Source organism: Nostoc spongiaeforme FACHB-130 (assembly GCF_014698475.1).
GTDB lineage: Bacteria > Cyanobacteriota > Cyanobacteriia > Cyanobacteriales > Nostocaceae > Nostoc_B > Nostoc_B spongiaeforme.
In genome coordinates this window covers 42,873-57,784 of record NZ_JACJTB010000037.1, presented here as the reverse complement: position 1 = coordinate 57,784, position 14,912 = coordinate 42,873, and the positions used below count along the sequence as shown (strand labels likewise).

13 protein-coding genes and 2 pseudogenes are annotated in these 14,912 nt (G+C 40.0%); 8 read left to right on the top strand and 7 right to left on the bottom strand.

All coding sequences use genetic code 11. From position 1 onward, the window contains the following. Nucleotides 1-105: 105 nt before the first annotated feature. From H6G74_RS22815 to H6G74_RS22800, 4 genes are all read left to right on the top strand, one after another. A complete protein-coding gene (locus H6G74_RS22815) occupies nucleotides 106-342 on the top strand; it encodes a hypothetical protein (protein WP_190969834.1) in 237 nt (78 codons plus the stop codon). Next, nucleotides 339-1,100 (top strand): nucleotidyl transferase AbiEii/AbiGii toxin family protein, encoded by a 762-nt coding sequence (locus tag H6G74_RS22810; protein WP_190969833.1) that lies wholly within the window; start codon nucleotides 339-341, stop codon nucleotides 1,098-1,100. The genes H6G74_RS22815 and H6G74_RS22810 overlap by 4 nt, the downstream gene beginning before the upstream one ends. A gap of 609 nt (nucleotides 1,101-1,709) precedes the next feature. After that, a complete protein-coding gene (locus tag H6G74_RS22805; RefSeq protein WP_190969832.1) occupies nucleotides 1,710-3,194 on the top strand; it encodes a S8 family peptidase in 1,485 nt (494 codons plus the stop codon). A 583-nt stretch (nucleotides 3,195-3,777) separates the two neighbouring features. Continuing rightward, nucleotides 3,778-4,317, top strand: a complete 540-nt coding sequence (locus tag H6G74_RS22800) for a L,D-transpeptidase (RefSeq protein WP_190969831.1) — start codon at nucleotides 3,778-3,780, stop codon at nucleotides 4,315-4,317. A 170-nt stretch (nucleotides 4,318-4,487) separates the two neighbouring features. Here the strand turns inward: H6G74_RS22800 and H6G74_RS22795 are convergent, their stop codons facing one another. The 3 genes from H6G74_RS22795 to H6G74_RS22785 form a co-directional block, all read right to left on the bottom strand. Then, on the bottom strand, nucleotides 4,488-4,952 hold the full coding sequence (locus H6G74_RS22795; protein WP_190969830.1) for an ABA4-like family protein: 465 nt from the start codon (nucleotides 4,950-4,952) through the stop codon (nucleotides 4,488-4,490). A gap of 120 nt (nucleotides 4,953-5,072) precedes the next feature. Continuing rightward, nucleotides 5,073-6,113, bottom strand: coding sequence for a cobalamin biosynthesis protein CobW (gene cobW, locus H6G74_RS22790; protein ID WP_190969829.1), 1,041 nt, complete (start codon nucleotides 6,111-6,113; stop codon nucleotides 5,073-5,075). A gap of 329 nt (nucleotides 6,114-6,442) precedes the next feature. After that, a complete protein-coding gene (locus H6G74_RS22785; protein ID WP_190969828.1) occupies nucleotides 6,443-7,483 on the bottom strand; it encodes a DUF2157 domain-containing protein in 1,041 nt (346 codons plus the stop codon). A gap of 192 nt (nucleotides 7,484-7,675) precedes the next feature. Here H6G74_RS22785 and H6G74_RS22780 point away from each other — a divergent pair, with 192 nt between their 5' ends. Continuing rightward, the gene (locus H6G74_RS22780) at nucleotides 7,676-8,203 is read left to right on the top strand and encodes a GNAT family N-acetyltransferase (RefSeq protein WP_190969827.1); all 528 of its coding nucleotides are present in this window, start codon (nucleotides 7,676-7,678) and stop codon (nucleotides 8,201-8,203) included. 410 nt (nucleotides 8,204-8,613) lie between these two features. Here H6G74_RS22780 and H6G74_RS22775 read toward each other — a convergent pair whose 3' ends face one another. Then, complete coding sequence (locus H6G74_RS22775; RefSeq protein ID WP_190969826.1) at nucleotides 8,614-9,330, bottom strand: biliverdin-producing heme oxygenase; 717 nt, start codon at nucleotides 9,328-9,330, stop codon at nucleotides 8,614-8,616. A gap of 644 nt (nucleotides 9,331-9,974) precedes the next feature. On the opposite strand from H6G74_RS22775, the gene glmM reads away from it, so the two are divergent. The 3 genes and pseudogenes from glmM to H6G74_RS31345 form a co-directional block, all read left to right on the top strand. Next, nucleotides 9,975-11,444, top strand: coding sequence for a phosphoglucosamine mutase (gene glmM, locus H6G74_RS22770; protein ID WP_190969825.1), 1,470 nt, complete (start codon nucleotides 9,975-9,977; stop codon nucleotides 11,442-11,444). 185 nt (nucleotides 11,445-11,629) lie between these two features. Continuing rightward, nucleotides 11,630-12,316 (top strand): annotated as a pseudogene (locus tag H6G74_RS31350) (caspase family protein); the annotation flags it as partial. 564 nt (nucleotides 12,317-12,880) lie between these two features. Further along, a pseudogene (locus H6G74_RS31345) lies at nucleotides 12,881-13,267 on the top strand (Clp protease N-terminal domain-containing protein); the annotation flags it as partial. Between the two features lie 223 nt (nucleotides 13,268-13,490). Here H6G74_RS31345 and vapC read toward each other — a convergent pair. The 3 genes from vapC to H6G74_RS22750 all read right to left on the bottom strand — a co-directional run bounded on the left by vapC (nucleotide 13,491) and on the right by H6G74_RS22750 (nucleotide 14,908). Next, the gene (vapC, locus tag H6G74_RS22760; protein ID WP_190969823.1) at nucleotides 13,491-13,892 is read right to left on the bottom strand and encodes a type II toxin-antitoxin system tRNA(fMet)-specific endonuclease VapC; all 402 of its coding nucleotides are present in this window, start codon (nucleotides 13,890-13,892) and stop codon (nucleotides 13,491-13,493) included. Continuing rightward, complete coding sequence (locus H6G74_RS22755; protein ID WP_190969822.1) at nucleotides 13,893-14,120, bottom strand: antitoxin; 228 nt, start codon at nucleotides 14,118-14,120, stop codon at nucleotides 13,893-13,895. A 446-nt stretch (nucleotides 14,121-14,566) separates the two neighbouring features. Further along, nucleotides 14,567-14,908: a cupin domain-containing protein gene (locus H6G74_RS22750; protein WP_190969821.1), complete on the bottom strand. Its 342-nt coding sequence runs from the start codon at nucleotides 14,906-14,908 to the stop codon at nucleotides 14,567-14,569. Between the last annotated feature and the right edge of the window lie 4 nt (nucleotides 14,909-14,912).

Here is a 14,912-nt window from a genome sequence, read left to right as displayed (position 1 = left end):
AACTTTGTAATAGTTAATTTAACCGTTTGCTTTATTTGGCGGTAGAAGCTAATTTATAAGTTATTCTAGGAATATAGTTAGCAAAAGTAGCCTATTAGCAGTGCTATGACAATCGCTACACCAACAATCAATTTAGCCAATGTTCCAAAGAAGCTTCCTTTTTTGGAGTCAATCTGCTGGCAGACAGGAGATGTTTATCATTTTACTCCTGAGCAAATGCTGAGTCGCTATGAGCGGGGTTGGCAGTATCGTCAATTATTTAATAATCTTGAAGGCGAAGAACTAAATTTTCTCAAGACTCTTGCTAGACGTTATCATTCCTGGCTAGAAGCTTGTGTATGAGATTTCGATTGGATCACCATAATAAAATTCTGACGATTCTTGAAAGCTTAAATTCTGACATACTTAAAGAGGGTTCTGCTTACTTCGGTGGTGGAACCCTTCTTGCACTTGATTTTGAAGAATACCGTTGGAGTAAAGATATTGATTTTATTTCTCCTGTGGGTGTATCAGGATACAAGTATCTTCGCACTGTTGTATTTGATGGCGGGTATGAAGCATTATTTACTGATTTGAGTGGTATTCACATTGGCAGAGGGACTACTGACCAGTATGGAATTAGGATGATAGTTATTGTAGATAACTTACCGATTAAAACAGAGATTATCGCTGAATCACGCTTTCAACCAGACCCGCCCAGATATACAGAATGGTCGCCTGTTCCCTGCTTAAGCCTCATTGACTGTTTTACATCGAAGCTGCTGGCAAATTCTGATCGCTATATGGATGATAGTGTTGAATCTAGAGATTTAATTGATCTAGCAATTTTACGCTTACAATCTCCAATTCCCGAAGCAGCAATTAACAAGGCGGAGAACGCTTATGAAGTAATTCGTCCTTTAAAAACTGCTGTTAAGCGTTTTCAGGAAAGACCAGACTATCGAGAAAAATGTTTTCTAAGTTTGCAAATTGATGAAACTCAGATACCAAAAATTATTGATGGTATTGATTTGATAGCGACTGACTTTAATTTAGAGACGACGCAGAGAGTGTTTAAAGAGCAGCATGATATTTTTATGGATTTAGATAAACAACAATAAATCATAATTAATTTTAGTAAACAAATTTCGGGAATTACCTACTTTGTTGCTGTATTATTTCTGGTTTGTCAGCCAGTGGTGTGAGGATAAAAGTTATGGCACGAAGTGGGCGATCGCTACTCATCATCTCGATTACAATTGTCACACTAATATCTATAGGACTTACGCAAAAACTCTCTCAAACTCTCATTCCTCCGTGTCCTCTGCGTCTACCTTTGCGTAATGTTCATATATTGGTAGGACTGTATCGAGTTGCACTCTACAGTATTAGCATTATCTTTGGAGTATTTTTATCCCAAATTACAAGTTCAAATTAAAGTCAGATAAATATCAACGAACTATCATTTTTTATCGGCATTTATCTATTAATTTCTGAAAATATAATTTTGTCTGATCCTTACTCAAACTTGTTTTTAGCTAAAAACAAGCATGAATAATTAAATTATATTTAATATTTTTTTGTAAAAAAAACAGCATTTTGCTATTTAATTCCATAGTAATTATTGGCAAGGACGGTAAATTTACTGCTTAAAACCTGAAGTCCAAGGTTTTAACAGTTAATGCTGTCAAAAATATGGAATTCTAACTTTATTTGAGGAGAAAATACTTATGCCCATTAATGATACTAGTAAAGCATTACTTTCTCATAACGGGCTAAACTCTCAACTGCTCTCCTCAGCAGATAGTTTCGACAATAAAAATCAATATAATTCTTATCTTAGTAGCAGTAGTTATTACCAACCGAGCAATGCAAAAATAACTACAGCAACTACTAAAAACTATAGTTCTACTACAGGATATGGGTTAGTAAATGCGGCGGCGGCCGTGGCTAAAGCTGCAGGTAAAAATACCTTTGCAGATGTTCCAAATTCGGGGGGAAATAATTGGGGCGCTGACCTTGTAAATGCTCCAGAAGCTTGGAATAATGGGTATACAGGTAAGGGTGTTGTTGTCGCCGTGATCGATACTGGGGTTGATTACAACCATGAGGATCTAAAAAATAATATTTGGACTAATACGAAAGAAATTGCTGGTAATGGCATAGATGATGATGGCAATGGTTATGTTGATGATGTCCGGGGTTGGAATTTTGTCAATAACAACAACAACACCTTAGACCAAAACGGACACGGTACTCATGTTTCTGGAACTATTGCTGGCGAGAAAAATAACTATGGTGTAACTGGCATTGCTTATAATGCCAAAATTATGCCAGTGAAAGTGTTAAATGAATCTGGTTCTGGTTCGTATAGTGCTATAGCCAACGGCATTTATTATGCAGCGAATAATGGTGCTAATGTGATTAACCTCAGCCTAGGTGGTAGTTTTTCTAACAAGACTCTGCAAAATGCGGTTGAGTATGCCAATAGTAAAGGCGTAGTTGTGGTGATGGCGGCTGGTAATGATGGTGGTTCTCAACCAAACTACCCAGCCCGTTATGCTAAAAATACAGGAATTGCTGTGGGCGCAGTCGATAGAAATAATAGCTTGGCTAATTTTTCTAATCGTTCTGGGACAAATGAATTGGCTTATGTGACAGCCCCAGGTGTGGATGTTTATTCAACAGTGCCGAATAATCAGTATGCTTCTTACAGTGGCACGTCTATGGCGACTCCTCATGTAGCTGGGGTAGTTGCATTGATGTTGAGTGCTAACCGTAGTCTAACTCCTACACAAGTGCGGCAAATTATTACAGAAACAGCCGGAAATAATACTCAGGCTGCCACTCCTAGTTCTCAGATTGATTCAATTAGCACTAGCTCAATAGTAAAATCTGTACTAGCATCATCTAATTATCAAATCTCTGCTACTAATTTCAGCGTTGATCATCACTCTGTTTCGGAAATCACCTCTCCCGCTAAAATCAATCATCAAAACAACGCAATTAATTCAGCAACTAGCTTACAGTTCCACTACTACAATGACAGTATAGGTATTCAGAGCTACAACAGTACCGATGAAGAGACTCCCAATAATAACCCAACCAATGGTAATAATGGTCAGCTAGGTAAATTTTTAGAACAACTAGATCAAATTCAAAGGCAACTAGAAGAGTATCGCAGATTTTTAGGCTTCTCTAATGGTAAAAATTAGAAATTAGAGATGATTGATTCAGTACACCTGAGAGCTAATTCGTAAACTAAAGTAAAATATTTACACTGCCAGCTCTCTGCACGTTGTAATGACAGCAAATCAAGACATTACAATAGCCACGCTCCGGAATTATTATCACTTAACTTGAAGTTATAAATAGAAACTAGATTACTCTAGTCAGCTTATCTCTGTTTGCGTAAGTCCTGGGAAAAATTACAAGTGCAAATATCGCAATTTAGTAGTTTGCACGTTTTCAACTTACAAAGTGAAATAAATCACTGTCAATACTCCAACTCAGTTGAGAGAACTCAGCAGCGAGAGGTTTAATCTCTTCTAGGCACAAAGGTATAGAAATGTATAGATAGAAGTTATGAAAACCCTCACATTCCTACTCCTTCAGACCTAGCAACAAGATACAACCTTGGTACGTAGCCACTATATTAGTCTCACCTGATACTGGTGTTGGTGGATTGGCAGATCATCCTTGTAGATACTGCATAAACAACTAGGAATTGTTTTGGCAATTTGTAGTGTTTATCAAAACTACAACAATATTTTTTGCGTTGTTAGAAGGTGATGCAGAATGCGAACCCGAACTACTAATGTTGGAATTCGTCGCTCAGGAAATTTTTGTACAGGTGTGGCGCTACTGTTAGCAACTTTTTTGTCCTCGGCGCTACCAACAACGGCTGACCCCAATTCTGTGATAGCGACAGCCGCCTCACTCAATAACAACAACATCCAAATCTCTGACAGTCGGCAACTATCTCAAACTCGCCGCATTGAAATTGACTTATCTCAGCAGCGTTTACGTGCCTGGGATGGTCAAAAGCTAGTTTATTCCTTCCCTGTATCCACTGGCAAACGAGCCACCCCTACACCCATCGGTAGATTTCATATTCAGTCAAAGTATCGCACTAACCGAATGCGGGGTAGAGGCTACGACATCCCTGATGTTCCTTATGCAATGTATTTTTATGAAGGCTATGCAATTCATGGTGCTTATTGGCATAATCGTTTCGGTACTCCCGTCAGCCACGGTTGCGTGAATTTGCCAGTCAAGCAAGCGCGGAAATTGTACAACTGGACAAAGCCAGGAACTTTAGTCATTGTGAAACGCTGAATATAGGAGTTCTAGTTGATATGTGAACAACAAAGATAAGGGAGACAGGGTAGACAAGGGAGAGAGACGTTATATACAACGTCTCTACAAGATTTATAGGATGCAAATTCGGATTAAATTGGTATAAGAGTTTTCGCTACATACACCCTGTGTTTTTTAGGAGTTCTATTCTAATTACCAGAAGATGATATCGCTGCTTGATTTTCTGGTAATTTGGGAGAAATTGCTTTGGTAATCCAAGTTGTGATGATATGAGATAACACTCCCATCGGCCCAGCAAATAAACAAAGTATCAGGGAATGAATTGTCCAAACTCCAGTTTTTTGACCTTCCCAGTAGATAAATCTGCCAACGAACAAATCCATGACTAAAAAATGAATCCAACCTGTGGCAGCAGCTTTTTCATCGGCAAAAAATCGAGCAATATCCGCTAATTGGGGATTAGATAAAGCTTGGGCATTTTCTGGAGTAATGCTGGTAATAAATAAATACAAATATGCTCCAGCTAAAGGGACAAATGGAATATATGATTCCATAATTCGCTTTGTAACTTTCCAATTGGGTAGGAGAATTATCAATGCCCAAAAGGGTAAAACGAATAAATTGGCAATGTCAAATAATTGGGAGATGGTCATAGAAGAAGGTGAGAGGTTAGGGTTTGGAATTAAGAAGGTATTGTTTGATGTGGTGACAAGGGAGGCAAGGGAGGCAAGGTAGACAAGCCTAACTACTTTAAATAGCAAAATTAGAGTAATCTACAAGGCTACAAGTTGCGATTCTATTTCTGTGGAGTTCAAATCACGACCGATAAAGACTAAGCGAGTTTGTCTTGTTTCTGTTGTTTGCCAAGGACGGTCATAAAATTTTTCAAAGCGGTTTCCTACGCCTTGTAATACTAGGCGCATGGGTTTATTCGGAACTGCAACAAAGCCTTTGATGCGGTAAATTTCTTGTTGATCTACCAGATTTTGCAACTGTTGTTGGAGTTTTTCTGGGTCGAAGGCGCGGTCTAAAATGACGTGTGTGGAGGTGATTTCGTCGTCGTGGTCGTGGTCTTCTTCGCTGTCGTGATGGCTGGGACGGCTATCTAAGTTGTCTTCGACGGCGGCTTGTAATCCTAATAATAGGGCTGGATCGATTTGACCGCGATCGCTCTCGACCATTTTCACAACTCTGGGCAATTCTTGTTTGACTAATTGCTCTACTTGTGATTTAGTTTCTGCATCTACTAAGTCAGTTTTACTCAACACTACTAAGTCTGCACAGGCGAGTTGGTCTTCAAATAACTCTTGCAAGGGTGTCTCATGTTCTAGGCTATCATCTGCTTGGCGTTGGGCGGCGATCGCTTCTAAATCACTGGCAAATGTCCCAGCCGCTACTGCTGCACAATCTACTACAGTAATCACTGCATCTACTGTGGCAGCGTTGCGAATTTCTTGCCAACGAAAGGCTTTAACTAGTGGTTTCGGTAAAGCTAACCCAGATGTTTCAATCACAATGCAGTCGATGTTGTCCCGGCGCTTGATTAACTCTTGCATTGTGGGATAAAACTCTTCCTGCACTGTACAGCACAAGCAGCCATTGGTTAACTCAAAAATATTACTCCCGCCAGTTTCATCTTCGGGGCAGATTTGACAAGATTTCAACAACTCGCCATCAATACCCAATTCGCCAAATTCGTTGACTAATACGGCAATGCGACGACCTTGGTTATTTTGTAAGAGGTGGCGAATTAGGCTGGTTTTACCACTACCTAAGAAGCCTGTAATGACTGTAACGGGGATTTTTGTTGCCATGTTATTAATTCAAGGGAAATGGGGAAGAAGGAATAGGGAATGGCTAGTACAAAAAGGTAAAAGTAAAAGGTCAAAAGGAAAAAGAAAGAACAGTGATACCACGAGCCTTTTAGCAATTCCTTATGGTCTGTTTATTTACGCCAACCTGTACTAGTTAATGTTCATCTCTCCATTCGCTGTTCCTACTGCTTCGGCTTGGTAATTTTATCGAATTACAACTCTGAATAAAAGACAATCTTTGTGCTGAAGTCCTGAACAAAAAACTTCGGTGTTCCGTATCACTCAATTCCGGGGGCTTACGTAGGGCTTGCTATCTTGACAAAAAATTATTACTCTCTGGGTAAAAAGCGTCTCATATTATCTGGTAATAAACGTTCTAGAAAGACTTCAATCTTCCTACTATTGCGTTGATATACAGTTCCTAAATAGATGATAAATATTCCTAAAACTGTGAGCGCAAAGGGAAATAATATGGCATTTTTAAAGATGCTGTAAGCCAGGTGTCCTAAATAACCAAAAACACCCATCCCCCCAAACACAATAAATACTTTTCGTCTTAACAATACCGACAACAATATTAAACCTAAATTAATCAAACAATAGATGAATTTTTGCAATTCATTACTGTCGCCCATTAAAGTTAGACCCCACCAAAAGGCAAGTAACCCAAAAAAATATAACCAAAAAGCATAATCTCCATCGCGTCTACGAGTGCGGATATCTACTAGATAAGCAATCACAATACAAGCAATACCAAACCACACGGAAACAGATAGCCTTAGCTGCCAATTGTAGTTTTTTTCCCCAAATAATAATGGTGCGATATCCATAGACATAAAATACAGAGAAAAAGCAATGGGAGCGATTAAAAAGGGAAACCGCACAAACTTGATGGCAATTAAACCTGCGATGATAGTTCCTAATTCCATCAAAAACCAACTGCCTTTAATCCAAGTATAAAAATCTTGATATGTACCGGGGTTATCTTGAAGCCAAAATCCTGTTGCACGTTGCAGTCCGTAAATTGCTAAAGGAGTCAAGGAAACGGCAATGGTAAATAGCAAACCTCCAGGAATTTTCATCTGTTGTCGCCACCAAAGATTGCTTCCTGCAAGTACAAAGCATAAGGCATAAATACTGGCTAACAAAAAAATCCCACCGCCACCAAATGATTCCCATGCTAATGTCATGAACCATGTCATAGCTGAGATCACAATTAATGCCCCAAAGTAATAACTAACATTGACAAAATTAAATTGTGGGCGTTCACTATTACGCATGGAAAGTGCATTCCACAACGCATTGGCTTGTTCTGCCGTAATTAAGCCTTGGGAAACCGCCCAATCTAAATCTTCCCGATAAATTTTCATGGTTATCTTGTTGATTGAAGACTATTTTCAGCAGATTCAGATTTTAATTGAAAAAATAATAGTATAAGGCAATGGCGACGCTGGGAGAAATGATTGCCACACATGGTTAATGCTTTTAAGGTACAGGCTATCATATCAAGTTATAGTATTTTTTTAGTAATCGCAGCATTCTACCATCAGCAAATTTAGAATATGGATGATTCGATTCGTCTCCTCTCGCCCGAAGATGAACCTTTTTTATGGCAAATGCTGTGCGAAGCGGCACACATACAACAAGAAGGTAAAACCATTCAGGATGCAATGAATAATCCTGATTTGGCTAGATATGTTCAAGGTTGGGGACGCAAAGATGATTTAGGCTTCGTTGCTATTCATACTACCACTGACCAACCTGTGGGAGCAGCGTGGATTAGGTTATTAACAGGTGAAAATCAAGGATATGGCTATATTGACGATTTTACACCGGAACTGGCGATCGCAACTCTCCCTGAATATCGCAATCAAGGTATAGGTACAAAATTACTCACTCATTTACTCACAGTCGCCAGAAAATCTTACCCAGCCATATCACTCAGTATTAGAAGCACAAATCCGGCTTTGCAGCTATATCAAAGATTCGGTTGGCAAGTTCTCCCTCATAGTGAAACTGTGAACCGCGTTGGAGGCATTTCTTTCAAGATGAAACTAGATTTGTTGCAGTCACAGATAGTAGGGGTATAGGGGTGTAAGGGTTTTAAACACCTACACCTTTCTTGAGAACCTTATACCAATTTGAAAAATGATTGCGACAAATGGATTCCTGTAAAGCTCACCAGTAAACAATTCCGCAATCCAAAATCTAAAATCTAAAATCCAAAATGGTATTAATTGTCTGTTTGGAGCAAATAAACAAAATTTAGGGACAATCTTCCTGTGGTTACTTTCATCAAGAAAGCAATCATAGGAACATTGTCCCTATTTTTAATTTGATTACTGAGTCTGGAGTGCTGAGGAAATAGCCTCTAGCCTCTAGCACAAAGCGGCGGAAATTAAAGATACCATTTCAAGTCAGTGAAAAGCCTTTGATATGGGCTTTTTAACTTTTGACTTTTGACTTTTGACTTCCGCGTAGCGGTACTAGCCTCTCTAATTTACTCAGCCGTAGCTAGTTCAGTGCTACCGCGTGTCTTGCGGCGGGTGAGGCTGTTGTACAACATCATACCGATCGCTTTGATTAAGTTGCCTTCTAATTCTTGGAACATTTTCATATTCGTCCCAAAGGCTGCATTGGCTTCATCCACGATGCGATCGCCTGTGGCATCATCAATGGGTAGTTCGTCTAATGTTTGACGATACTTTGCTTTAAATGCTTTTTCATCAGGAATTTCGGCAAATTCATAAAAGGCCGTTCCTTGTCCATCGCTCAAATTCATTGCTGTCACGGCAATGTTCTTGAGAATTTGTCCCCCGGATAAGTCACCCAAGTAACGGGTGTAGGAATGAGCAATTAATAATTCTGGTTCGGTTGCGGAAATTTCGCGGATGCGTTGTACATAAGCTTCACCGGCTGGCGATAGTTTGATTTGTTCGCGCCAGTTAGCACCGTAATAGTAGTTTAAGTCTTGCTCTAGAGTCCGCTTGCGGTGCAGTTGGGCAAAATCAATTTTAGAAACGATGGGATGTTGGCGATGCTTTTCCATCTCCTCTTCCATTGCCGAGTAGACGAAGTAAAAGTTAGCCACTAATTTCCGGTAGGAACTTTTTTCTACCACTCCTTTTAAAAAGCACTTGACAAAACCCACATTTTCTGCCATAGTATGGGCTTTTTTGGTGCCGACACGTAACTTGCTGGCTAAATTGCTGCTCATATTAAAATTTCTCACCTTGAAAAAGGATGTACCGAGGTTCCGATTTACGAACGGCTAAGAAAGGTCATTAAAAAGTTACATTAAAACTATTTGATGAGAATTTATATTAAAAATTTTTAAGCAAGCAGATTGTATACTTTTGTGACGCTGCATCAGACTGCAAAATAGTAACTACTCTATTCATTATCAAGGTTAAAATCTATGATCAGGAATGGCGATCGCTAGAGTTTCTGTATAAAAACTTTACAAACCTCAGAAAAATTTTAGAGATTTTCACTTAATTCAGTCTAGTGGTAATAGATTTCTAAAAAGAAAAACGAGTATATATTTAAAGTGCTGAGTAGTGAGTTATGGCGGTTCTTACTTGCTTGTATACAGTCGGAACCCCACCCCGCATTTGCTAACGCAAACGCTCCCCTCCCCGCTTGCGGAGAGAAGTTGCGTGCGGGGGTTCCCCCCGTTGAGCAAACTTCGGGGGAGGGGCTGGGGGTGGGGTTGAAATATACCTCATCCAACCAAGAACCGCTATATGAGTAAAAATACTAACCTCTAACCTCTAATCTCCAGCAAAGTCTACTTGAACTTGTTCAATTAAAAAGTAAAGTAAAATTTTCCAGTGTTATGGTGTGGGGTGTTTAAATATTATGGTGTCATCAATAACTCGAACTCAAGGCAACATCCGAGGTCTTGCTGTCGCAGAATCTAATCATGGAGAAACAGCACTGAACGAGAACTTGGCATTTAGTTTGATATCATTACCAGCAACTCCTCTGTTTGGGACAGATGGGATTCGGGGCAAGGTAGGAGAATTACTGAATGCACCTTTGGCTTTACAAATAGGTTTTTGGACGGGTGTAGTTTTACGGAACCATGCAGGTGAAACAAGACCAGTAATTCTGGGACAAGATTCGCGTAACTCTAGCGATATGTTAGCAATGGCTTTGAGTGCGGGGTTAACAGCAGCAGGTATCGAAGTTTGGTATTTGGGCTTATGTCCTACGCCTTGTGTTTCCTATCTTACCAGCATGAGTGAAGCGATCGGCGGTGTGATGATTTCTGCCAGTCACAACCCACCGGAAGACAATGGAATTAAAGTTTTTGGTGCCGATGGTGGCAAGTTACCACAAGCATTACAAGCAGAAATTGAAGCCGGATTGCGTGGTAAGTTAGCAGTTACAGGCGGGATGAATTGTGGTAGACATTATTCTCGGCAGCAGTTAGTGAGTGATTATAGCCAAGCTTTAAAACAACCATTGCAGAGTGAGGGAAATCTGCAAGGAATGAAGATTGTTTTAGATTTGGCTTGGGGTGCAGCCGTGGGTTTAGCACCGCAAGTATTTATGGAAATGGGAGCAGAAGTTATCTGCTTACATAATGCCGCAGATGGCGATCGCATCAACGTTGATTGTGGTTCTACTCACCTGGATATTTTGCAAGCCGCAGTTAAAGAACATCATGCTGATGTAGGTTTTGCCTTTGATGGCGATGCCGATCGCGTGTTAGCTGTAGATAATACAGGCAGACAAGTCAATGGCGACTATATCCTTTATTTGTGGGGTCGTCACTTGCAACAACAGCAACAACTACCAGATAACCTGATAGTTTCCACCGTTATGGCTAACTTAGGGTTTGAACGTGCTTGGGAACAACAAGGTGGTAAACTGATTCGTACCGCCGTTGGTGATCAATATGTGCAAGCCGAAATGTTGCGGACTGGGGGAATGCTGGGCGGCGAACAATCTGGTCATATTTTGTGTAGACACTATGGCTTGACTGGCGATGGTTTATTAACAGCCTTGCACATAGCCAACTTAGTCAAACAAACTGGTGTTTCCTTGGGTGAATTAGTAGACCAAAGCTTTCAGACTTATCCCCAATTATTAAAGAATGTCAGAGTTGTAGATCGCGATCGCCGTTTGGCTTGGCAAGAATGTCAACCTGTTCAAGATGCGATCGCTCTCGCCGAAACCGCAATGGGTGATAGTGGTAGAATCTTAGTCCGCGCCTCCGGTACAGAACCAGTCATCAGAGTCATGGTGGAAGCTGCTGATGCCGAACTCGCCCAACATTGGACAAATGAATTAGTCGCCAAAGTCCAACAACACTTGGCGTAAGTAGTTCTGAGTTATATGAAATTGGAAAATCAGGTGAGCAATGCTTACCTGATTTTTTATGTAGCTAGACCAAAATATTGGGAATAAACGGTAAGAAAATCCAGGTAAAAACTAGTAATATGTCAGAATTGGAAGCAGCAGTTAAAGCAGTAGAAAATTTTGTAAGTCAAAAGTAAACAGTTACAATGGCGAAATTTGCATTGCTGATTGGGGTTAGTGAGTACCAACCAGGGTTAAATGCTTTACCTGGGGCTGTGCAAGATGTCAAAGCAATGCAGCGAGTCTTACAGCACTCAGAAATGGGTGATTTTGCCGATGCTGATATGACAGTGCTGGAAAATCCGCCACGCCAGTTAATGGAAAGAGCAATTGAAAACCTGTTTTCTAATCGTCAAAAAGATGATTTAGTGCTGTTTTATTTCTCTGGACACGGAATTAAAGATGACAGTGGCAAATTATATTTAGCAACCAGCGAAACCAGTAAGCATCAATCGGGTGAACTCATTCAAACTACTGCCACTGCTGCCAGTTTGATACATGGAATGATGGAAAAAAGCCGTTCTCGGCGACAGGTAATTATTCTTGACTGTTGCTTTAGCGGTGCTTTTGCTGAAGGAATGAAGGCGAAAGACGATAACAGCGTAGATATCAAGAATCAACTAGGAGGAGAAGGAAGGGCGGTATTAACTTCTTCCACGTCTACTCAGTATTCTTTTGAACAACCAGGATCAGACTTATCAGTTTACACTCGCTACATTGTGGAAGGGATTGAGAAAGGCGCGGCTGACACTGATAACGATGGCATGATTTCTGTTGATGAACTGCATGAATATGCCCGTAAAAAGGTTCAGGAAGCAGCCCCAGCAATGAAGCCAGAAATTTATGCTGTGAGGGAAGGCTTTAAAATAAAGTTAGCAAAAGCTCCTGTAGGCGACCCGCAATTAGAGTACCGTAAGGAAGTAGAGCGATGTGTCAGGAATGGTAATGTTTCGGTTATAGGTCGTCGCATTCTCAAACGTCGCCAAAGTGAATTGGGTTTGTCAGCTGAGGTAGCAACCCAAATTGAAAACGAGGTTTTGGAACCTTACCGCCAATATCAAGCAAATCTCAGGGAATACGAAGAAGCATTAGCTGAGGCGATACAGCATGAAGGAACTCTGACTCAGCATACACGAGAAGAATTGAAGCGGTTTCAGCAACTTTTGCAACTCAGAGATGAAGATATTGATCTGATTGAAGTGCCTGTAGCAATAGAACAAGACACAATCAAACAATCTGAATATCCACAGCAAAAATCTGCTGAAACCTTAATACCCAAAGAAGTAAAAAATCAATTAGTAGATATTACATCTACAGAAATAAAACTAGCTGAACAGACAGAGTGCAAAGACGAAGGTTTATTTGAACGTTTTACACTCAATGCGATTAAGGTGATAATGTTAGCGCAGGAAGAAGCACGCCGTCTTGGCCATAATTTTGTTGGTACTGAACAAATACTCTTAGGACTGATTGGAGATGGAACTGGTGTTGCTGCTCAAGTGTTGCAATTGGAAGGTATGAAGCTGGCAGATACCCGTATAGAAGTAGAAAAAATTATTGGACGCGGCAGTGGTTTTGTAGCAAAAGAAGTTCCCTTTACACCACTTGCAAAGCGGGTTTTAGATTTATCTTTAGAAGAAGCTAAAGCACTGAAGCACAATTATATTAGTACTGGCGATCTGCTTTTGGGTTGTATTAGATTAGAAGAAGGCGTAGCAGTAAGGGTTTTGGAAATCTTGGGTATTAATTTACAGAACTTAAGAGAACAAGTTGTACATACGATCAACTTATCTAAAAGCAAAAATATAGAATCTACATAAACTAAATACAGCAATCCCAACACCTTTGCGTTCGCTCCTTTACAGGCTTCCCTAACAAAACGCTGCGCGAACGCTTTACTTGAAATGACAGTGTTTTGCCGACGATTATATCGCTGTTGATTAAAGTGCGATCGCTCTGTCTCTTCCAAACAGCGATCGCCTACGCAGCAGGTGTTATGCTAATGAATTACTCAGCCCAGTTCTCTAATAATAGGTGGGGAATGCGAGAAAATTCTCTGATATTATTGGTAACAAGAATTACTCCTAAGCTTAAAGCGTGAGCAGCAATGAGCAAATCCATTGCACCGATAATTACTCCTCTACTTTCGAGATCATTTCTAATGCTGCCGTAAATCGTCGCAGATGCTTGATTGAAATCAACAATTTCAAGAGGTAGTAAAAATTGTAACAAGGCATTGCTATTTTTCTCTTGTTGTTGGCTTTTAGCTACTCCATATTTAAGTTCAGCAACAGTAATAGAGGAGACACCTACATCAGAAATGCTTATGGTTTGAAACTTATCCAGCACTTTCTGAGGTTTTTGCTTGATGAGGTAAATGCAAATATTGGTATCAAGCAAGTATCGCATTTACAAACTCTCTCTGATGTCAATTTGTGGTTGATCTCTAGTAGTCATGAAATCTTCAGAGAAGTTGTCTAAACTCTCGATGAGAGATTGCCAAGGGTTATCTTTGGCAATAAGAACAATTGCGTTACCCATTTTTTTAATATAAACTTCTGTGCCAGTCAGTTGAAAATCTTTCGGCAAAATCACAACTTGGTGAGTTCCATCAGTGCTGAGTTTGGCAGTGTTCATAATTTATTTTTCCTATAAAATGCTAGGCGATTTGCATTTTCTTTAAGCATATTTCTTTTAAATCAAGAGAAGATATTGCTTCTGCTAAAGCTTCTAAGGAAAGTTGTACTTTAACAATGGCTGGCATTTGCGTTTATGAGGTATTTGCTGCACATTTACACCATTATGCTGATTTTAACAGTTACATTCCATTGTTTGCTGATGTGCGATCGCCTACGCAGTTAAGAGAATAGTAGGTTGGGTGTAGCGATCGCGTAACCCAACAAAGTATGCGTGAATGTTGGGTTCCGTTCCTACACCTGCCTCCTGCTGTAACATTTTAATCCAGTCACGCCACTACTTTTGTTTAATTAGTTCAATTGGATTAAACATAATAAAAAGTGCGTTAGTGAAAACTAAACGCACTCTATACATATAGGCATTAACATTACGTGAACCATGAAAAGTTAATCTTCATCACGCCCATGAACTTGTGCAGGTGGGCTGGTGGCTTCTACAGCAGTAAATGGTTCGAGAATTTTATAGTTGTGATGTGAACCTTTGGGGACAGCCCAAGAACTACCAGGTTCAAGCAAAATCATTTGTCCTTCAATGTGCAGTTCTGCACGACCATTTATTACATAACCAACAGTTTCATATTCCCGTGCTGTTGGTGGTTTATCTTCTCCTGGTTGTTCGTTTTCCCAAAGGCGCATCGAAACTGTTTTACCAGAAGCTAGATATTTCTGACCGAGTTTACCTTTGGGTGAATGGCTGGAATCGATTTTTTTAACGCTGGTGTCAGTCATATTT

Coding starts and splice junctions, on each gene's coding strand:
- H6G74_RS22780 (WP_190969827.1), top strand. CDS start 7,676: ATGGATGATTCGATTCGTCTCCTCTCGCCCGAAGATGAACCTTTTTTA.
- H6G74_RS22750 (WP_190969821.1), bottom strand. CDS start 14,908: ATGACTGACACCAGCGTTAAAAAAATCGATTCCAGCCATTCACCCAAA.
- H6G74_RS22775 (WP_190969826.1), bottom strand. CDS start 9,330: ATGAGCAGCAATTTAGCCAGCAAGTTACGTGTCGGCACCAAAAAAGCC.
- H6G74_RS22815 (WP_190969834.1), top strand. CDS start 106: ATGACAATCGCTACACCAACAATCAATTTAGCCAATGTTCCAAAGAAG.
- H6G74_RS22810 (WP_190969833.1), top strand. CDS start 339: ATGAGATTTCGATTGGATCACCATAATAAAATTCTGACGATTCTTGAA.
- H6G74_RS22785 (WP_190969828.1), bottom strand. CDS start 7,483: ATGAAAATTTATCGGGAAGATTTAGATTGGGCGGTTTCCCAAGGCTTA.
- H6G74_RS22800 (WP_190969831.1), top strand. CDS start 3,778: ATGCGAACCCGAACTACTAATGTTGGAATTCGTCGCTCAGGAAATTTT.
- glmM (WP_190969825.1), top strand. CDS start 9,975: ATGGTGTCATCAATAACTCGAACTCAAGGCAACATCCGAGGTCTTGCT.
- H6G74_RS22805 (WP_190969832.1), top strand. CDS start 1,710: ATGCCCATTAATGATACTAGTAAAGCATTACTTTCTCATAACGGGCTA.
- cobW (WP_190969829.1), bottom strand. CDS start 6,113: ATGGCAACAAAAATCCCCGTTACAGTCATTACAGGCTTCTTAGGTAGT.
- H6G74_RS22795 (WP_190969830.1), bottom strand. CDS start 4,952: ATGACCATCTCCCAATTATTTGACATTGCCAATTTATTCGTTTTACCC.
- H6G74_RS22755 (WP_190969822.1), bottom strand. CDS start 14,120: ATGAACACTGCCAAACTCAGCACTGATGGAACTCACCAAGTTGTGATT.
- vapC (WP_190969823.1), bottom strand. CDS start 13,892: ATGCGATACTTGCTTGATACCAATATTTGCATTTACCTCATCAAGCAA.